At 33.3% G+C, this 21643-nt stretch carries 15 protein-coding genes; 6 read left to right on the forward strand and 9 right to left on the reverse strand.

What is annotated here, in order from left to right:
* The first annotated feature begins 239 nt into the window (after window positions 1-239).
* A complete protein-coding gene (locus tag DK442_RS00480; RefSeq protein ID WP_109433881.1) occupies window positions 240-2000 on the forward strand; it encodes an aromatic amino acid hydroxylase in 1761 nt (586 codons plus the stop codon).
* Window positions 2001-2006: 6 nt separating this feature from the next.
* Here DK442_RS00480 and DK442_RS00485 read toward each other — a convergent pair whose 3' ends face one another.
* Both DK442_RS00485 and alaS read right to left on the reverse strand, forming a co-directional pair.
* Window positions 2007-2954 (reverse strand): GSCFA domain-containing protein, encoded by a 948-nt coding sequence (locus DK442_RS00485; RefSeq protein WP_109433882.1) that lies wholly within the window; start codon window positions 2952-2954, stop codon window positions 2007-2009.
* Between the two features lie 50 nt (window positions 2955-3004).
* Window positions 3005-5635 (reverse strand): alanine--tRNA ligase, encoded by a 2631-nt coding sequence (gene alaS, locus DK442_RS00490; RefSeq protein ID WP_109433883.1) that lies wholly within the window; start codon window positions 5633-5635, stop codon window positions 3005-3007.
* Window positions 5636-5863: 228 nt separating this feature from the next.
* Here alaS and DK442_RS00495 point away from each other — a divergent pair, with 228 nt between their 5' ends.
* From DK442_RS00495 to DK442_RS00505, 3 genes are read left to right on the forward strand one after another with little or no spacing between them, the layout of a single operon-like run.
* Entirely contained in the window at window positions 5864-6841 is a 978-nt protein-coding gene (locus DK442_RS00495; protein WP_109433884.1) for a M23 family metallopeptidase, read from the forward strand.
* 5 nt (window positions 6842-6846) lie between these two features.
* Window positions 6847-7953, forward strand: coding sequence for a CapA family protein (locus DK442_RS00500; RefSeq protein WP_109433885.1), 1107 nt, complete (start codon window positions 6847-6849; stop codon window positions 7951-7953).
* 5 nt (window positions 7954-7958) lie between these two features.
* On the forward strand, window positions 7959-8288 hold the full coding sequence (locus DK442_RS00505; RefSeq protein ID WP_109433886.1) for a MerR family transcriptional regulator: 330 nt from the start codon (window positions 7959-7961) through the stop codon (window positions 8286-8288).
* Window positions 8289-8337: 49 nt separating this feature from the next.
* Here the strand turns inward: DK442_RS00505 and der are convergent, their stop codons facing one another.
* From der to era, 4 genes are all read right to left on the reverse strand, one after another.
* The gene (der, locus tag DK442_RS00510) at window positions 8338-9645 is read right to left on the reverse strand and encodes a ribosome biogenesis GTPase Der (RefSeq protein WP_109433887.1); all 1308 of its coding nucleotides are present in this window, start codon (window positions 9643-9645) and stop codon (window positions 8338-8340) included.
* Window positions 9646-9891: 246 nt separating this feature from the next.
* Window positions 9892-11436, reverse strand: a complete 1545-nt coding sequence (locus DK442_RS00515; protein WP_109433888.1) for a choice-of-anchor I family protein — start codon at window positions 11434-11436, stop codon at window positions 9892-9894.
* 168 nt (window positions 11437-11604) lie between these two features.
* On the reverse strand, window positions 11605-14136 hold the full coding sequence (locus tag DK442_RS00520) for a collagen-binding domain-containing protein (RefSeq protein WP_160113995.1): 2532 nt from the start codon (window positions 14134-14136) through the stop codon (window positions 11605-11607).
* Window positions 14137-14550: 414 nt separating this feature from the next.
* On the reverse strand, window positions 14551-15432 hold the full coding sequence (gene era, locus DK442_RS00525; RefSeq protein ID WP_109433890.1) for a GTPase Era: 882 nt from the start codon (window positions 15430-15432) through the stop codon (window positions 14551-14553).
* 223 nt (window positions 15433-15655) lie between these two features.
* On the opposite strand from era, the gene DK442_RS00530 reads away from it, so the two are divergent.
* Window positions 15656-17674 (forward strand): OmpA family protein, encoded by a 2019-nt coding sequence (locus tag DK442_RS00530; RefSeq protein ID WP_235010875.1) that lies wholly within the window; start codon window positions 15656-15658, stop codon window positions 17672-17674.
* Window positions 17675-17701: 27 nt separating this feature from the next.
* Here DK442_RS00530 and DK442_RS00535 read toward each other — a convergent pair whose 3' ends face one another.
* The 3 genes from DK442_RS00535 to DK442_RS00545 all read right to left on the reverse strand — a co-directional run bounded on the left by DK442_RS00535 (window position 17702) and on the right by DK442_RS00545 (window position 20485).
* Window positions 17702-19054 (reverse strand): sodium:alanine symporter family protein, encoded by a 1353-nt coding sequence (locus tag DK442_RS00535; RefSeq protein ID WP_109433891.1) that lies wholly within the window; start codon window positions 19052-19054, stop codon window positions 17702-17704.
* A gap of 63 nt (window positions 19055-19117) precedes the next feature.
* Window positions 19118-19591, reverse strand: a complete 474-nt coding sequence (locus DK442_RS00540) for an RNA methyltransferase (RefSeq protein WP_109433892.1) — start codon at window positions 19589-19591, stop codon at window positions 19118-19120.
* A 48-nt stretch (window positions 19592-19639) separates the two neighbouring features.
* On the reverse strand, window positions 19640-20485 hold the full coding sequence (locus tag DK442_RS00545) for an N-acetylmuramidase family protein (protein WP_109433893.1): 846 nt from the start codon (window positions 20483-20485) through the stop codon (window positions 19640-19642).
* A gap of 452 nt (window positions 20486-20937) precedes the next feature.
* Here DK442_RS00545 and DK442_RS00550 point away from each other — a divergent pair, with 452 nt between their 5' ends.
* A complete protein-coding gene (locus DK442_RS00550) occupies window positions 20938-21510 on the forward strand; it encodes a hypothetical protein (RefSeq protein WP_109433894.1) in 573 nt (190 codons plus the stop codon).
* The last annotated feature ends 133 nt before the right edge of the window (window positions 21511-21643 follow it).

A 21643-nucleotide genomic window follows, 5' to 3' on the forward strand; every position in this document is an offset into this window, starting at 1 on the left:
TCTGGTTTACAATTTGTTCTTTCTGTATTAATATAAAACAATTTATCTACCAAATACCCTACCCTTTCTATTTTATTAACTTAAAAAAGATTAAAATCTATTTAAAATTAACAGAAAAATAATACTCAAAATCACCAAATTCTTATTCTAAAATAAAACTCGCTACTATTGGTATCGATATCAAAATAAAACTATTAATTTCCCATTTAAATTGTCTTGATCAAAAATATTTTTTTTCTATGTCTCAAAATATAGTATCTAACCCCCTAATTGAAAGGCTTCCAGAGCATTTAAAACAATTCATAAAACCACAAAATTATGAAGAGTATACTCCAATTGATCAGGCTGTATGGAGATATGTTATGCGAAAAAACATCACTTCGCTTCGAAAAGCAGCTCATGATTCTTACTTAAATGGATTAAAAAAGACCGGTATCTCTACTGATGAAATTCCGAGCATGTATGGTATGAATAGAATTCTTAAAGAAATAGGTTGGGCAGCTGTGGCTGTTGATGGTTTTATACCTCCTAATGCTTTTATGGAGTTTCAAGCCTATAATATTCTTGTTATTGCTTCTGATATCCGTCAACTTGAAAATATAGAATACACTCCTGCTCCCGATATAATTCATGAGGCCGCAGGACATGCTCCCATAATTGCTAATCCAGATTATGCAGAATACCTTCGTCGTTTTGGAAAAATTGGTTGTAAAGCTATTTCTTCTAAAAAAGATTATGATATGTATGAAGCGGTGCGTGAGCTTTCAATTTTAAAAGAGGCATATGATACCGATCCAAAAGATATCCAAAATGCTGAAAAAAAGATCGAACAATTGCAGAATCAAAAAGAGACTCCTTCTGAAATGGCATTAATACGTAATCTGCATTGGTGGACTGTAGAATATGGGTTAATTGGCACAACAGATAATCCAAAAATATATGGAGCAGGCCTACTATCTTCTATTGGTGAAAGCGAATGGTGTATGACTGATCAGGTAGAAAAAATACCGTATTCTCCAGATGCTGCATTTCAGGATTTTGATATTACAAAACCTCAACCTCAACTGTTTGTTACCCCAGATTTTGCATACTTATGTCAAGTCTTAGAAGAATTTGCAGATACCATGGCGCTACGAAAAGGAGGCCATAGAGGACTTGCTAAGCTTATAGAATCTGAGAATCTGGGCACTATAGAATTAAGCACAGGACTACAGGTTTCAGGGACTTTTACCCGAATGATCAAAAATGAAGATAATGAGGTAATTTATTTTGAAACCAAAGGAGAAACTGCTCTTTCATTTAGAGAAAAAGAACTTATAAGTCATGGAATTGATGCTCATCCTAATGGCTTCAGATCACCGATTGGTAAGCTCAAAGGAATCAATCTCGCAATAGAAAACATGTCTCCCCGAGATTTAAAAGCTTACAATTTTTATGATGGAGAATATATCGAATTTGAATTTGAAAGTGGAATTACCGTTGCCGGAAACAACATCACAGGTATGCGAAACATAAAAGGAGAATTGATTTTAATTCAATTTAGCGAATGTACAATAAAGTATAAAGGAGAATATCTTTTTAGACCCGATTGGGGAACATTTGATCTTGCAGTAGGAAACGAAATTGTATCTGCTTTTTCCGGCCCTGCCGATGATCACTCATTCGATCTCGTTACCCATAAAGCCTCCTCGATCCCTACTAAACGCACTTATTCTCAAGCTCAAACAGAACTACACTCTTTATATCAATCTGTCAAAAACATCAGAGAAGGTAAAAATACTAGATTTTCATTGGAAGCGGTATTCGAAATTTTAGAAAAAGACCATTCTAATGACTGGTTACTTCCTTTAGAGATTTATGAATTGATATATGAAAAAGATGCTAAATTTGCAGCACAAACCCTAAAGCATCTGGAAGCAATAAAATCTAAAAAACCTAATATTAGCCATTTAATAGATAGCGGACTAGAAATCATCAATAAGAACTTAACCATCGCATAAACACTTTTAAAAATCCATGAATGGGTACTGTTCTTGAAGTTGGTATTTTTTATACTCTAATTGCTCTAAAAAATTATGGTGCTGTTCGCTTTCTGGATTAAAAGGTCTATGTGACATTCCTTTTTTAATTTCCTCTACCTTACTCATCGTATGAGTAGTTTTTTCGGAAATCCATATCGATGAAAATCGCTCCCAAATATATTGAATTGCTAAGGCACTGGGGTGAATCATATCGGTATCATAAAACCTATAATCTCTTAGCTCGTCCATCATAATCTCATAAGAAGGAAAATACCGCAGGTTTTTATTATCATCTATTATATGATGTATAGAAGCTATTAAATGAGATTTACTTCTATTATTTTCTACAAATCCATCTTTACTATGACGTACTGGAGAAACGGTAAAAATAATTTGCACTTCTGGATTAAGACTTTTTACAAGATGTATACAATTTTGAAGGCACTGATCTATCTCATCAATTGACAAAAGTTCTTTTTCAAATTCTCTTTGCGGAATTTTATGGCAATTTGCCACAATCATATCCAATGATTTTAAACGATATACCCAAGCCGTACCCAGTGTTATGAAAATATGAGTTGCCGATTTTATATTAGCTCGTGTATGAACCAATGCATCATTTAATTCAAAAAGTAACAAATCCTGATTAGAATTACTTAAGGAAGAATGTGCATCAAAACAATGCCATTGTTCATTACTAAAAAACAAATCCGTTTTGGTATATTTTTCTCCCTGAGTAGCCATCCAGAGAAATGTTTCAATGGCTTTTGGATGAAACAAAATTCCAAAAGGATTTATTTTATTTTTGAATTTAAAATACTCAAATTTTTCTCCAATATTCTCTGCAAAACAGGACCCCAACAATACTACTTCTGATTTATAATCAATTTTAGGTTCCTGAGATTGTAATCGTATTTTGGTTTGTAGTTTCATAAACTCTTCACTTCACTCCTTAACAATTAAAAAGGGATAAGCTCTTATTATTATCCTAAATATTGTTTGGCATTATCTAATGCCTCTCCTATCCCTGAAGGGTTTTTACCCCCAGCAGTTGCAAAAAATGGTTGCCCACCGCCACCGCCTTGGATATATTTACCCAATTCACGAACGACCTGACCTGCATTTAATTGTCGTGCCTCTACAAGATTTTTAGAAATATAGCAAGACAGTAACGCTTTACCGTTTTGTTCTGTACCAAACACTATAAACACATTGTCTAATTCGCTACCAAGTTCGAAAGATAAGTCCTTAATTCCGGCAGCGTCCAAATCAACTTTCTTAGCTAAGAATTGAATTCCCTGTACATCTGCAAATTCTGATTTAAGCTCTCCCTTTAAGTTTTTTGCCTTATCCTTAAGAAGTGCTTCTATTTGTTTTTTTAGCGTTGTATTTTCATCTTGAAGTGACGTGATTGCTTTTATAGGATCCTTAGTTTTAAGCACTGAAACCACTTTTCCATATGCCTCTGATTGAGATGTAAAATATTCTTTTGCCGCGTCACCTGTAATTGCCTCAATTCTACGAATCCCTGCTGCAATTGCACTTTCTGAAGTAATTTTAAAATGCCAAATACTACCAGTGTTTTTAACATGGGTACCTCCACACAATTCCATAGATTCTCCAAATCGTATAGCTCTTACTTTATCTCCATACTTCTCTCCAAATAAGGCAATAGCTCCTTCTGATATTGCCTGATCATATGAAATTCCTCGTTGCTCTTGTAAAGGAAGTTGTTCTCTGATCCTAGCATTTACAAAATCTTCAACTTCTTTGAGTTCTTCTATTGATACTTTTGCAAAATGAGAAAAGTCAAAACGCAGACTACCACTATGTACCATTGACCCTTTTTGCTCTACATGCGTTCCTAGAACCGTTCTTAAAGCCTGGTGCATAAGGTGTGTTGCTGTATGATTAGACGCAGATCTGGATCGTTGTTTTTCATCCACCACTGCTGTTAATGTCTTATCAAGATGTTTTGGTAAATTTTTAGTAAAATGAATGATCAGATTATTCTCTTTTTTAGTGTCAATAATATATACCACATCTCCATTAGGCACCTCTAGATACCCTTTATCACCAACTTGCCCTCCTCCTTCTGGATAAAACGGAGTTTTATTGAAAACCAATTGATACAATTCTCCATCTTTCTTACTCTTCACTTTACGATATCTTGTAAGTTTTACTTCTGTAGTAAGATGATCATACCCTATAAACTCTTCTTCTGTACCTTCTAACAATACTTCCCAGTCTCCTGCAGAAACTTGAGAAGCAGCTCTTGATCTATCTTTTTGTTTTTGAAGTTCTGCTTTAAACCCTTTTTCGTCCAATTCATAACCTTGTTCACTTAAGATTAAAGCTGTCAAATCAATAGGAAAACCAAAGGTGTCATATAATTCAAAGGCCTTTTCTCCAGAAATAATTTTACCCTTAGTTTCTTTAATAACATTGTCTAATAATACCAACCCTTGATCTAAGGTTCTTAAAAAAGATTGTTCTTCTTCTTTAATTACATTAACGATTAAATTCTTTTGCGTTTTTAATTCTGGAAAAGCATCACGCATTTGCTTACTTAATGTTTCAACCAATTTATAGATAAATGGTTCTTTTGTGTTTAAAAAAGTAAAACCATATCGAATAGCTCTTCGTAAAATTCTACGAATTACATAACCAGCTCCATTATTACTAGGCAATTGACCATCTGCAATAGAAAATGACACCGCTCTAACATGATCGGCTATCACTCTAATAGCCACACTAACTTTTCCTTCTTCATCAGTTGGTAAGCTATCTTTATCATATGTAGAATTTGTAATCGTTTCGATCTCTCTGATTAAAGGAGTAAAAACATCAGTATCATAATTCGATTTCACTCCTTGCAATACCATACACAGGCGTTCGAATCCCATTCCTGTATCCACATGCTGGGATGGCAGTTTTTCTAAAGATCCGTTAGCCTTCCTATTATATTGCATAAAAACCAGATTCCATATTTCTACAACCTGTGGGTGATCTGCATTGACTAAATCACGACCAGAAACCTTAGCTTTATCTTCTGCAGAACGTATATCAACATGAATCTCAGAACAAGGTCCGCAAGGCCCCTGATCACCCATTTCCCAGAAATTATCTTTTTTATTTCCCATGATGATTCGATCTTCAGGAACAATGTCTTTCCATAAATCATAAGCCTCCTGATCCATCTCAAGATTTTCGTCTTTTGCTCCTTCAAAAACAGAAACATAGAGTATATCTTTATCTATACCATAAACATCGGTCAGCAATTCCCAAGCCCACTGAATGGCTTCTTTCTTAAAATAATCACCAAAACTCCAATTCCCTAGCATCTCGAACATCGTATGATGATACGTGTCCATACCAACTTCTTCTAAGTCGTTATGTTTACCGCTTACTCGTAAACATTTTTGGGTATCTGTTAAACGATTATTTTTCGGAATACCATTCCCCAGAAAAAACTCTTTAAATTGGTTCATCCCAGCATTGGTAAACATCAATGTAGGGTCATCCTTAATCACCATTGGTGCTGAGGCTACAATGCTATGTTTTTTTGATTCAAAAAACTCTAAAAATTGATTTCTTACTTCTTGGGATTTCACGCTTTTAAATTTTATAAATTCTAAATCTGAATATTATTATACCAATCAAAAAAACACCTTTTTTACTCATAACCAACATATTAAATCACTTTCGTAAAAAAGATACTCAACCGATATTTGTCAGTTTTTTCCTGACTTTATAACATTTTACTATATTTGTTGCTGTGTTTAGGTTCTTTAAGAACTACATATTGGTTGATATCCTGCAAAAATAGCATATTTTAGATTATGTCAAAGGTTAAATATTACTATGATAGTGAGACTCTTTCTTATCGCAGAATAGAGCAAAAGAAAGGTCGCAAATTTGGTATTGCTGCATTAGGGGTTATCGGTTCTTTTTTAGCTGGTTTTGTCCTTCTCTTAATTTATCTTAACATTCCTCAATTAGAAACTCCTAAAGAAAAAGCATACAAAAGAGAATTAGAGAACATGCAACTTCAATATGATTTAATGAATCAACGATTGAAACGTGATGAAGTTATATTAAAAGAAATCGCAGAACGTGATGACAATATTTATCGCCTTTATTTCGGCGCTAATCCTATCCCAGAAGAACTTAGGAATGCTGGATTTGGAGGAGTAAATCGATATAAGAATCTAGAAGGATTTAATAATTCTGATATTATTATTAAGAGTAGTGAGCGAATTGACAAATTAACCAAACAAATTGTTGTTCAATCTAAATCTCTAGATGAAATTGCAACTTTGGCAGAACAAAAAGAAGAATTACTAGCTACCATACCAGCTATTCAACCCATACGTAATTCTGATTTAAGACGTATGGCTTCTGGTTACGGATGGAGGAGTGACCCTTTTACGAAAGCAAGAAAATTTCATTATGGTATGGATTTCTCTGCTAATACCGGTACTCCTATCTATGCCTCTGGTAATGGTGTTGTTACGCGTGCTGATGCTAATTCTACTGGATACGGAAGACATATACGTATTGATCATGGTTTTAACTATGTTAGTCTATATGCCCACCTAAGTAAATACAATGTAAAAAAGGGTCAAACAGTAAAACGTGGAGATGTTATTGGATATGTAGGAAGCACAGGAAGATCTGTAGCACCACATCTACATTATGAGATTTTCAAAGATGGTGAACGTATTAATCCTCGTAATTTTTACTACGGAAGTTTAACTTCTGAAGAATTCAGTGAAATGCTTAAAGCTTCTAATCTAATTAACGAAACCTTAGACTAACCTCTATGCGCAAATTACTTCTTCTTGTCTTAATTTTTGGCTTCTGTTTTACTATTCAAGCACAAAAATATTCAAAAGAGGTATTGGATTCGATGTCTGTTATAGTTGAGAACACTCAATTGAAACTTGCAAAATCCAAAACTATTAAAATTATGGCCGTTGGTGATATTATGATGGGAACCGACTTTCCTAATAATAGTTATCTACCTCCTGACGGAAAAGGACCTTTTGATGATGTAAACTCAATTCTCACTAAAGCTGATATTCTATTTGGTAATCTGGAAGGTACACTTACGGATGAAGGAGAGAATGCAAAGCGCTGTTCTGATCCATCAAAATGTTACTCCTTTAGATCTCCCGAGTACTTTGGAAAATATCTCGAAGAAACAGGATTTGATGTCATGAGCATTGCAAATAATCATATTGGGGATTTTGGAGAAATAGGTATAAAAAACACTTCAAAAACACTCGAAAAACATAACATTGCCTATGCAGGTGTATTTGCTCAACCTTCTACTATTTTTGAAAAAAATGGAATTAAATATGGATTTTGTGCATTTGCCCCCAATAAAGATTGCATAAAAATTCATAACTTAACCAATGCAAAAAAAATCGTAACTGAGCTCAAAGAGAAAGTAGATATTGTGATTGTTTCTTTTCATGGCGGTGCCGAGGGTTCTGATCACACTCATGTGCCTAGAAAGACAGAGCGATTTTATGGAGAAGATCGTGGAGATGTTTATCGTTTTGCTCATACGTTGATTGATGTAGGCGCTGATATTATTTTAGGGCATGGACCACATGTTTCCAGAGCATTTGAAGTGTATAAAAATAAATTTATTGCATACAGTCTGGGTAATTTTTGCACCTATTCGAGATTTAATTTAAGTGGAATTAAGGGGTATGCACCTATAGCAGAAATTGAAATTAATTCTGATGGTGATTTTATAAAAGGAATGTTGCATTCTGCTAAACAGATAGACGAGGTCTATCCTTTTTTAGATGACAAAAAGAGGGCTTTAAAGGAAATTAAACAACTTACCGAAAAAGATTTTCCTGAAAGTAAGCTGATTTTTGAAGATGACGGAAGTTTTACACAACAAAAAGAATAACTATTATGTATGTAGACTTACCAAAAAAAATGTATTATGGTATCGGAGAAGTAGCAGAAGCATTTGATGTAAATGCCTCTTTAATTCGTTTTTGGGAAAAAGAATTTGATATCATAAAACCTAAAAAAAATGCTAAGGGTAATAGAAAATTCACTCCAGAAGATATTAAAAATCTCGAATTAATATATCATTTGGTAAAGGAACGAGGGTTTACACTAGAAGGCGCTAAGATTCATCTTAAAGAACAAAAACAAGAAACCTTAGATAGTTTTGACATTATCAGGAAATTAGAATCCATCAAAGGCCAATTGCTCAAAATAAAAGAACAGCTTTAGAATAACAAAAATTAAAATCCTCTTACCCTCTTCAATCTAATTAAACACTTTATTTCTTCCTAAAATATACTGAAACTGGAACTCCATTAAAATCAAATTCTTTACGAAGTTGATTTTCTATAAAACGCTTGTAAGGGTCTCTTATATATTGAGGTAAGTTACAGAAAAATGCAAATTGCGGTTGTGGAGTAGGTAATTGTGTAATATATTTTATTTTTACATATTTCCCTTTGTACGCTGGAGGCGGATTACGTTCTATAATTGGTAATAGAGTATCATTTAATTCACTTGTCTTGATCTTCTTAGATCTATTTTTATATACCTCTACAGCAGTTTCTATAGCCTTAAACAATCGTTGTTTTGTTAATGCAGAAATAAATACAACAGGAACATCTGTAAAAGGTTCTATTTGTTTGCGGATATATTTTTCAAAATCTTTAAGAGTGTTACTTTCTTTATTCTCTATAAGATCCCATTTATTTACTAGAATCACTACTCCTTTACGGTTACGCTCTGCTAACCAGAAAATATTCTGTACCTGCCCGTCAAACCCTCTTGTAGCATCCAAAACGATCAAACACACATCACTATGTTCAATTGCTCGAACTGATCTCATTACAGAATAAAATTCAAGATCCTCCTTTACTTTTGATTTACGTCGAATTCCTGCGGTATCTACAAGATTAAACTCAAATCCAAAACGGTTATACTTTGTATCAATAGCATCTCGGGTAGTTCCTGCAATATCAGTAACAATATACCTATCTTCTCCAATTAGAGCATTAATAAATGACGACTTTCCTGCATTAGGTCTTCCCACCACTGCAAATCGTGGCAATTCATCATCTTCATCTTCATCTTTTTCAGGTAGTGCTTTTACCAATTCATCCAAAAGTTCTCCAGTACCACTCCCGTTAATACTAGCTATAGTATAATACTCTCCAAGCCCCAGATTATAAAATTCAACTGCATTTGCTGCCCTTTGACCATTATCCACTTTATTTACAGCTAAAAAAACTGGTTTATTCACTCTACGAAGTAAATTAGCTACATCTTCATCCATCCCGGTTATTCCGGATTCTACATCAACCATAAATATAATAGCATCTGCTTCATCAATTGCCAACTCTACTTGTTTATCAATTTCAGACTCAAAAACATCATCACTACCTACAACATATCCTCCAGTATCTATCAACGAAAATTCTACTCCATTCCAATCACTTTTTCCATAATGACGATCTCGAGTAACTCCACTAACTGCATCTACTATAGCTTCTCTCCTTTGAATCAACCGATTAAAGAATGTTGATTTTCCAACATTTGGGCGTCCTACAATTGCTACTATACCACTCATTGATATTTATTCTAAAATTTTTGCAAAATTAGACTTTTTATTTAAGCAATACTATACATATTTTGATTTGATTTCAATATCATTAGAAAGTCGTCCAAAAAATAAAAAGTCCACAAGCCAATGTTTTAGGCCTATGAACTTTTCATAATTGATAGTCAGTCAGTGAAATAATTACTTATATCAAATATACCAAGTAATACGGTCAAGTTGGTTACTGTAAAACAACAAAGTTTTTATGGATGTTATTTAATCGTCTTCCTGGCTTATTTCATAAATCGCTACAGTATTAGAAACCTCATTAGTAATAATGACTAAATCCTTATCTACAGGGCTATCTTCGGCTCTAACAACTGTTAATCCTTCTGGAGAAATATCAACATCATCTCTTATCCATTCTAAAAACTCTGGATGAGATGGATTAGAAATATCATAAATCATTACTCCTCCTGTTCTTTCTAACCCTACAAATAACAATGTTTTATTACCTACCTTTAATGTTTCTACTGCTTCTGGCTCAGCTCCTTTATCATCAGATCTTTTATCTGCAGCTCCTCCTTCGTTATTATTAAATGCTCCTGCATCCAAGTCAAAAATAGTTTTTCCTATTTGGTCTCCGCTATCATAGATAACAGATCCAGAAGTGGACCATATTGTAAATGACCTTGCTCCATATCCATAAATTTCATCAAAATCACCATCTCCATCTATATCCCCATTTGCTGTAGTGGTTTTCAGTCTTCCTAAATTCTCATCCAACTGTAATGTTTCTGCATTTGGAAAAGCCACAGGATCTAGAGTAAGATCTTTTACTCTTTCTTCTTCAGAAAAACCGTCATAGTCTCTAGCATCTCCTTCATTTGCTGTTATTAAATATCTTCCTCCTTTTATTTTTGCAAATGTAATTGCGTCAGGATGATAAAATCCAAAAACTGGCCAATTTTGAAAATTCCCTACAATGTCATCTTTATCACTAGCATCTATTTGATTATCTTCTAGGTTATAATTCTTCACACCTAATCCAATAATATCTGTAATTGTTTTAGTTTGTAAATTAACAATTGCTATTCCGTTATTTTCTTGTAACGTTACATATGCCATTTTAGAATCATTAGAAATGGCCACATACTCTGGTTCTATATCCTGTGCTAAAGTAGCACCAGGTCCAAATACACGAAAATGGTTACCGATCACCTGACCATTAAAAGCCGTAAAACCAATATTAAAAACCTGACCATTTTCTACCTCTATTATAGTAATTGAGCCTTCTGGGTCATTAACATACAAATCATCTGGTTCTCCTTCATTTGCAGCTACAATATACTTACCGTTAGGACTAAACGTGACCATATCTGGTAATGCTCCTGCTTCATAGGTATTAAGTAATACTTGTGAATCTGAATCATATGTTGTAATTACTCCATTTGCTTGTTTATTTGTTGCATTTTCTAATGCTACAGCTACAATTCCATCATGAACTGCAACACTATTTGGAATACCTGTTAATGCTATATCACTTCCTTGAATTGGGGTTCCAGGATTTGATATATCCCAAACCGATAGTTCTGCATCATTTGGATTCACTACAAATAGTTTTCCTGTATTGGCATCAAAAGCAGAAATCTCTGCAAACCCCTCATCTCCTGTTCCATTACTGAAACCTCCAATTTTTTTAAACGTTAATTTGTTATTTCCACCGTTACCACCTCCTCCTTGGTAATCATCTATGTCACATGAACTAAATGCCCCTAATACAACCGCTGCAAAAAGAGCAGTTTTGTTAAAAATTTTCATTGTTGATGTTATTTTATGTGATTAAAACCTCAAATGTTAACAACAAATTTATCCTTAACGTTATGCTAAGGATAAATTAAGAATATTAATGACTTATTTGGATTCTATATAAAACATAAAGCCCGCTATTTCATAGCAGGCTTTAAAACATAGTATATTTTAAAATATTTACTGTATAATCAATCTTTGTGTGGTAGTTCCTGTTTCTCCAGTGATCTTCATGATATACATTCCTGAAGAAAGTTTTGAGAACTGAGTAAGACTTACATCTATCGTTTCATCTCCCTGAGGCATATTTCTAACAATTACAGGTCCAACAGCAGCTCCTGAGAGATTATGAATAGAAATTCTAACCTCTTGATTAGTTTTAGATTTCATATTTAATGATACATTTCCTGTAGGTTCTAAAACGGTTGGATACACTTCTACAGTTTTACTTCCTGGCAAAACTCCTCCTTCACATGGAAAAATAGAAATCCCTATTTCATCTTTAGCAACGCAACCATCTTTACTCACTTCAAGAGTATAACTAGAAGGTTCTAATATTGTCACCGTAATGGATTTTGTCGTCTCACCTGTTGACCAAAGATATGTATCTGCATCTATTGGAGAGGTAAGTACTACAGGTAGCCCAAAACATGTTATTAAATCTTCTCCTAGATCTATTGACAACTCAGAAGAAACAGAAACTAACACTTTATCCGTGGCACCACCACAAGATCTACAATCATTTACAGTCACTGTATATTCTGTATCTTCCTCTGGAGATACGGTAATACTTTTTGTAGTTTCTCCTGTAGACCACAAATAAGCAATTCCATCTGGTGTAGAGCAATCTCCATTTTTATCTACTTCTGCAGTGAGCGTAACTTCCTGCCCAGCACAAATTTGCTGATCCTCTCCAGCAGTTACAGATGGTGGATTACCTGTGCGAACTTCTACCGTATCAGAAGCTTCACAATCTTCACAATCCTTAACAGTAACGGTGTATGTTCCAGGGCCAGTAACCACAATTGACGGTGTAGTGGCTCCTGTAGACCACAAATAACTTACATCACTATTACCCGTAGAACTACATTCTCCAATATTAATATTAAAATCTCCTACATTAAAATTACTATCTGTAGTATCAAACCAACCAGACCCTCCATATTTACCTACTTCTTCTTCAGTTATATTTGCTCCATTACCCAATTGAAAAGCCGGACCTCTTCGGGAAATATCAAATGACCAAGAACCATCGGTCTGAGTAACAGAACCAGAAACATCGGTATAATAAATCCATCCACTGGTACTTTCTGAATTACAAAAGTGATTTTTAGGGCTCCCAGCAGGTGCTGTTATTGTTTTTCCAGAATAGATTACATCAACTTCTAATGTAATCAAAGGATCATCATTATCCACTACAGTACCTGTTAGAGTAGCTATTCCATTAGCTAGTTCTTTCCACTCCAGATCAACATTAGAAAATCTCTTTATTGTATTATTTATTTCATCTTTTAACCAAAGTACGTAACGATTTCCTTTTCCACATCGAACTGTATTCTCAATGCTATATGATTCACAATCATCACATATGGATGCATCAGAAATTGAAGCAGTAAGTGTCACTCTTTGACCACGACAAATTTCTGTGTCATCTCCAGCGTTAACGGACAACTCACAAACTGTTGAAGGCGTATCTATACAAGCTTTAAAAGCATGCTGATGTAATTCTCCCTGATTATGATAATAGTTTTTTGCTATTACTTGACCATTTATATTTCCTGAAGAATCCTTAATTACATCTGCTTTTGGAGCAAATAAAGAACCTACTAAGGTACCTCCGCCTTTAAGCGTTACAGATGATGCATTAAAGAAATTCCAGATAATAAAACTACCATGCTGATCCCCTATGCTATTGATATTAAAAACATTCCATTCAAAATCACCAGATGCGTCTACATTTATAATAAGCGGAGTACTTGCATCTGGCTCATTTTCAAATGTTAGGTAAGGCATATTAAGAATTTTGTTTCCTGTAAGATTTAGCACATTTACTTGACCAGAAGTAAGATTAATTTTATTGTTTTGATCTACTTCTAAGGTAGCGTCTAGAAGACTAAATGCTAAGGATGTAGATTCAAATCCTTCAAACGCAGTTTCAAAATCTATTAAATCACTATGACCAACAGAAGTTGCCAATTGTTTTCTTTGCACTTGTACTCTTGGAATTGCTTCATAACCTCCAGAGGTTAATCTTGTATTTACAGATGCATTATTAAGGTCTCTATCAAAAACTGAGGATCCATTACTATCTCCTATTTTGACAAATCCTTTATTAAGGTGTATTCCTTCTCCCGAATTATACATGATCTTTCCTGCAACCACCAAAGAAGAAGCTTCACTATCTCCATTAAAATAATTAATTCCGGCTGTATGAGCTGCAACGGTAATAATTCCTTTCATTGTGAGATCTCCACCCATTGCAATAGGGCCTTCCGTATCTCCGTTTTTAAGATGGGTTTCATATCTCACAAATGCATTATATTCTAAAGCATTATTAAGTGGATTATCACAAGTATTAACTGTAGAGGTCTTTTCTTCAACACTATTTTTATAGTCTGCTTCTATAAACCCCGAAGAGAATGTAAAAACGTAAACTAACACAAAAGAGAATAGTGTAATTTTGGTTACTTTTTTTCTAAAACTGTTGAGCATTTTGACGGTTTTTAAGATTGATTTTTTTTTATAAAATTCAAAAAAACGCATTATCCAAGTATAATTTTATGGTAATAACACAATTAAATATGTTTTTGATAAGAATGATTTATCAAAACTATTTACTAGTATTACCAGAATAAATCTTTACTAATTTGTACTATAGGTTTGTTTGTGAAGAAGTAAAATGTATTCATAGCTTGGGGCGTTTTTACATTAAATTTGGAAGACGAAATTAAATATAAACCATCTAAAATCCATGAAAAAATTGATAAAACCGATAAACGGTAAAATTCACCACACAAACTACGGCATTACCATAAAAATAGTTTACAAAAACCTCAAAATTCTCACAAACCACTATCTTACAGCTAATTACATCTTAAACAACAATAATACTATATAATCGCTGAATTATTGATTATATCCAAAACGCTTTAATTGTCGCTCGTTACTACGCCAGTTTTTATTAATTTTCACATATAGTTCTATATGTATTTTTTTGCCAAAAAATTTCTCGAGTTCTTTACGTGCTTCTGTCCCTACTTTTTTCAAAGCTGATCCTTTATGACCAATTATAATTCCTTTTTGAGAATCACGTTCTACCATAATTACAGATCGGATTCTAATAATACTTTCTTCTTCAAAAAACTCTTCTGTCTCAATTTCTACAGCATAAGGAATTTCTTTTTTATAGTAAAGTAAGATTTTCTCTCGAATAGCTTCATTTACAAAAAATCGTTCAGGTTTATCGGTGAGTTGATCTTTTGGATAAAATGCCGGAGATACTGGCAATAGCTCAACAATACGATCAAACACCTCCCTAACATTAAAATTTTCTAATGCTGATATTGGATATAACTCTGCATTCGGTACTTTTTCTGCCCAGAATTGAACTTGCTCTTCTAATTGTTCCTGATTGGATTGATCAATTTTATTTAATAATAAGATCACCGGAATTTTAGCATTTTTAATTTTATTAAAAAAAGCTTCGTCTTTCAGTTCTTTTTCACCTATTTCGACCATATAAATAAGTACATCGGCATCTTCAAAAGCAGATTTAACAAACCCCATCATTGATTCTTGCAACTCATATGCCGGTTTTATTATCCCGGGAGTGTCAGATAAAATTACCTGAAAATCATCTCCGTTAACAATACCCAAAATCCTATGCCTTGTAGTCTGTGCTTTGGAAGTAATAATGGATAATTTTTCACCAATAAAAGCATTCATTAATGTAGACTTCCCCACATTAGGGTTACCAATAATATTTACAAAACCTGCTTTATGAGTCATAGTAATCAATTTTAATGCAAAGGTAGATGAATATTCAACAAGAAAGTAATTGATCAAAAGATAATTGAGTTCATCTCTATTTTGTTAACATCTATTTACAAAAAATCGTTAGTAAGTATCATTAAGGAATTAACTTTTTAATTGTTTTTTTCCTAAATTTAGTTCTATTACGTTTTCAAAAACCCCGTGAAAACATTTTTTTATTATTAAAAATCGGGACAATTTGGAAGTACAACAATTAATTTCTTTACAGATTTTAAAAAAAAGAGTCATAATACAATCATGTATTATTATACTTTCATTATCCTTTAATCTTAACGCTCAAGACCAAAATAAACTTCTTGCTAAAGCAAATCAAAATTTCAAAGCTTTTAAGTATATCGATGCACGTGCGATTTACCTGGATGTAGCAGAGCGTGGATACTCTTCACAAAATCTTTATAGTAAATTAGCCGATTCATATTATTTTACAGGTGATCTTGAAGGTTCTGTTATATGGTATAAAAAATTATTTAAAGAATACCCCAAAGATCTAGATGCAGAATATCTATTTAGATATGCTCAAAGTTTAAAAAGTATCGAGCTTTATAGCGAAGCTGACAAGGTCATGGATGAATTCAATACACTAACAGGAAACGATAAACGTGCCCGTTCCTTTATCAACAAGAGAGATTATTTGAATTTTATTGAAATGCAATCGGGAAAATACAATATTTACCCTCTGAGTATAAATTCTGAAAATTCTGAATATGCCCCAAGTTTTAATAATCAAAATCAAATAGTTTTTGCTTCATCCAGAAGTAAAAAAACAAATAGTTCAAAGCTGCACGGGTGGAACGAAATGCCTTTTTTGGATTTATTCTCCTCGACAATAAAAGAAGATCAAATTAGTCTAGAAGGCATAAAAAAACTTCCTGGTAAGATTAATACCAAATTTCATGAATCCTCAACTAGTTTTAGCAAAGATGGAAAAACAGTTTATTTTACGCGTAACAATTATACTAACAATAAAATAGGAACTAATAAAAAAGGAGTCGTTTTATTAAAACTATACAAAGCTTCTTTACAAGATGGAAAATGGGTAAATATAGAAGAGTTGCCTTTTTGTAGTGATGAATATTCTGTATCGCACCCTTCACTTAATGCAGATGGAAGCAAACTGTATTTTGCCAGTGATATGCCCGGTTCGTTAGGTAAATCTGATCTATTTGTAGTTGATGTACTCGATAACGGAAGATTTGGTACTCCAGAGAATCTTGGAGAAGGTATTAATACCGAAGGTAGAGAAACTTTCCCGTATGTAAGTAATAGTGGAAGACTATACTTCTCTAGTGATGGACATGTAGGTTTAGGAGGGTTGGATATTTTTGTATCTGTACCAGAGGAATCAATTTACAATACTGCTTATAATGTGGGAAAACCTGTGAATAGTCCAAAAGATGATTTCAGTTTTGTACTTAATGAAGATATACGAATTGGTTATTTTGCCAGTAATCGAAAAGGGGGCAAAGGGAATGATGACATTTATAGTTTTAAACAAACAGAAGAATTAATTACTTCATGTAAACAATACATTAAAGGAAATATTACCAACAGTTATACGAATGAGAATTTACCTAATGTGAATATTACCATAACCGATATAAGTGGGAATATAATTCTTCAAACTACATCAGACGATCAAGGTGAATACGCCGTTGACGTGCCTTGTAATACAGAATATATTGTATCTGCATCATTAGATGGGTTTATCTCGCAAGACGTAGTGCTAAAAACTACCGATGTTTTCGAATTGAGCCATGATATTTCAATACCACTTGATCCCATAAAAGCTACAGAAATATTACTCACTTCCGTAGGAATCAATATTGGAGATGATTTATCCAAGGTTTTACAACTTCAACCTATATATTTTAGTCTTGATGATTCTACAATTCAACCAGAAGCCGAGGTAGAATTACAAAAAATTATTTCTGCAATGAATAAGTATCCAGAATTAAAGATTGAGGTTAGATCACATACAGATAGTAGATCAAGTTATTGGTACAATAAAAAACTAAGTGTAAAAAGAATGAGAACCACTGTGAAATACATTATAGAAAATGGTGGAATTTACTGGCGACGTATTCGAGGAAAAGCCTATGGAGAAAGAAAATTAATAAATGACTGTACTAATAATGTACCTTGTACTGAGGAAGAACATCAAAAGAACAGGAGAAGCGAATTTATAGTCCGTAAATAAAATCTTAGTATTTTCTTTTGTTAAATTTTATATTGATTTATTTTCTAGTTTTTGGAAATATATTTTAGCCCTTTTATTTACTCTTGGAGCCAATAACAGTGCAGAAATAACAGTAGGGATAGCCATGATTGCAAAAGCACTATCGATAAGATTAATTGCAAATTCTATTTTTACTACGGCCGCAATTATAATAGATAGAATGTATATGTAATTATAGTATTTCCCATATTTGGGTTTGGTTAAAAACCCTAGGCATGTTGTTCCATAATAGGAATAAGAGAATAGTGTAGATAATGCAAACACTGAGACCATAATAATTACTACAATATCACCCAGACCATAAGGTAATACGGTATTAAAAGCTTCTAATGTTAATGAGATACCGTTATCGTTTGTACTTTGCCATACTCCGGTAGAAAGTATGGCCAGAGCTGTTAGTGTACATACCAATAATGTATCTATTGCCGGACCAATCATTGCTACCAAACCTTCTCTAATAGGTTCATTAGTTTTTGCTGTACCATGCATCATTGGCGCAGTTCCTATTCCTGCTTCGTTAGAAAATGCTGCTCTTTTCACACCCTCTTTGACTAAATGTCCTAAGACTCCACCTGCAACAGCATTGCCTGAAAATGCATCAGAAAAAATTAAGGTAAACATTGCTGGTACTTTCTCTACCTGAATGATTAGAATGGTAATCACAGTTATAAAATACAATACCACCATAAATGGAACTAACTTACTGGCAACATTACCAATTCTCTTAATACCACCAAGAATAACAAGGGAAGCAATCCCTGCTAAGGCAAACCCTATATACCATTTATCATCATCATCCCAATCTAAGACATCCACCAATGTTTGTGTTAGTTGATTTGCTGTAAATGCCGGTAATGTTCCTACTAATCCTGCTAATGCAAATACTATTGCAAGGGGTTTCCATTGTTGACCAAGTCCTTTAGTGATTACATACATAGGACCACTAAGCAAATTACCATCATCATCTTCTGATCTGTACATTACGGCTAGTGAACAGGTATAAAATTTGGTAGCCATACCGATCAAAGCACTAATCCACATCCAAAAAACAGCTCCCGGACCACCAGCAACTATTGCTATAGCTACTCCACTAATATTCCCCATACCCACAGTTGCAGCAATAGCAGAAGATAATGCCTGAAAATGATTTAATTGACCTGGGGCTTTTTCATCATCATATTTACCACTTAGTACCTGAATTGCATGTTTAAAATAGAAAAAAGGAGTAAATCGAGAGTAGATTAAAAAAAAAACTCCGCCTCCTATAAGAAGAATTAATAAGGGCCAATCCCAAACCCAGGAACTAAAATCTGAAACAAAACCTTCTAGTGTTTTAAACATAAGTATTAAAGGTAGTAACAAAAATTGTATTTTGAATACTAAGAATTATACTTCTATCAAAATTCATTCTGAGGCTCTAATAAATCTTGGTTTATTAATTCCTCTATCATACATGACTATGCTTCCTGCCACAGCAACATTCAAGCTTAATTCTGATCTAAACTTGATTATAAATCTGGATTTTTCAATCGCTTTTTTAGACAACCCATGATCTTCTGCTCCAAGTAAATACACGCATCTTTTTGGATGCTTAAATGTCTCTAATGGTTCTGCTTCATCGGTAAGTTCTACTCCAACAAGCATAGCTCCTTTGGGTAAATGATGATAAAAGTCATCAAAGGTATCATAGTGAAAATAGGGCATTGATTTTACCGCATTGTGCGTATCGCTAGCTTGTTTTGCATATCGGTTACCAATGGTGAAAATAAAACTCGCACCCATATTCTGTGCAGAGCGCCAAAGTACTCCAAGGTTCTCTGGTGTTTTTCCGTTTTGAATTCCAATCCCAAAAAATTCGTTATCAAGATTATCGATCATAAGAGCAAAAATATAAAAACCTTAATATTATTTTTATTTTTATAAGTGCTACTCATTACTCCTATATTTTAGATAAGCATTCTTTAATTTTACATCGTACTTATTCTTTTTATAACCAGGGCCATTATACCCTTCTGCAAACCTTGCCCAATTCTTTTCTTTAATCCAATCTATTAGTTTTTCGCCTTTAAAAGGAGTAATTTCTATAAATTTACCAAATGCTTTCAGGTGTTCTCTTTCATGCTCATACATTTTTGAGACAAATTGATCTATAGATGAATATCCTAAACTTGCGTAATGAAATCCCATAATTTGAAAAGCTCCCCAAGAAGCTGAACTATATGCAGCTTCATGAAAAGCTGATAGATCAGATATTCCTGCTGCTTTTTCTAAGCGATCATATTCACCAGGGCCTCCTCTATAATGAATTTTAGTCCATTTTTTATACAATACATCCTTGGTTCTTTCTGAAACATATTGAGATGGATTTACTCCTCTCTTGTCTAGCTGCCTCCAAAATATATGACCTTCGAATAAAATTCTTGGTCTACCGCAGACCAAAAACCCTTTTCCATTACTTTCTATTTCATTAACTGCTTTTACCATTGCAAGTTCTAAACCAAATTGTTTTGCAAAATCTTTTGCATCCTGTTCTGATAAAAATTTATCATTAAACGCAGTTAAATCTTTTTTTACTTCTATAAGTTTTGACCATGTTTTGAGTCCTACAATACCGTCGACAACAAGATTATGCTTACTCTGGAAGTCCTTCACTGCCAAATCGGTATCTTTTCCAAAAAAGTTGGATACAAATACTTTGTATCCTAGTTTTGTTAAAACCTCTTCTAAATAATGAACATCCTGCCCACGTGAGCGATACTGTATTGTTTTCATTTTTTATGTTTTTCTCTTAATACTCTAACTCAATAAATCTCTATTTATTTATTTTTTCATTTCCCAAAAAACAAAACAATTATTGTTATTACCTAATAAAAAATCACCACAAATTAACCGAAACAACATCTTAAACTCAATTAAAAAGATAGCACCAAGCATTATTGAAGATACAAAAAATTGCCTAATCAACCTCAAGTTATAAGTACATATAATGTAACAAAAAAGATGCTAAAAATCTGATTTTAAAGTATCGTATCATTATAAAACAATTCAAATACATCATATGAGTATATTATCAAAGGTTGGTTTTTTTAATTTTTTAAAACTTGAGAATTATTCTGCACAAAACGAATTCTAATTAGATCGTTACGAATACTAAAACCGTATCTTTTAAAACAACTTAAGGAACTACTTTTATCATCAAATAGCCAACCTCAAAATAAGCTGTTATGAAAAATGTTGCCATAATCATTATTCTATTCCAAAGTTTTCAATTTGTTAACGCTCAGCAAGGTTTTGCAGAAACCCAGAATTTTTTGGTAACTACTGAAATTATGAACCAGGATCAAGAACACCCCTCATATGTTATTAATCTGGTTCGTTCAGAAGATGATTCACAAAAAATATCTACCCTTACAATTGAGGACACAGAACTTTTTGAGGATATCTTCATAACCACCTTAGAGAACCCTGGACTAGAAGGGATCTCTGAGGTGATTAAGATGGAGATTGAATACCTGGCATGTTGTGCACATGTAGAAGCATATTATTATATGGTTAAAGAAGATAATACAATTGTAGCGCTTCCTGAACTTAGAAATGTATACTGTGAAAATTCTGATACAGATTTTCAATATATATTTCCTAACCAAGAATACGGTATTAAAGGTAATATCCTAGAAACACAAACATTTTATAAAGAAACAGTAAAAGATATTAAATACGTAAACCTAAAACAAAGCTTTGCCTGGAATAATGGTGTTGTTCAAGATTCAAAGACAACTGCTATTACTGGGTATTAATTAAATCCTAACGGTAATCTCAATCTGATAAACAAAAAGGGGGAAACTTTTGTTTATTATACCGACCCACCTTAACAGGTGGTGTCGGTTTTTTTACATTTAAATTAATTACACCCCAGACCAAAAAAACAGT

The organism is Aquimarina sp. AU119, assembly GCF_900312735.1.
Classification (GTDB): domain Bacteria; phylum Bacteroidota; class Bacteroidia; order Flavobacteriales; family Flavobacteriaceae; genus Aquimarina; species Aquimarina algiphila.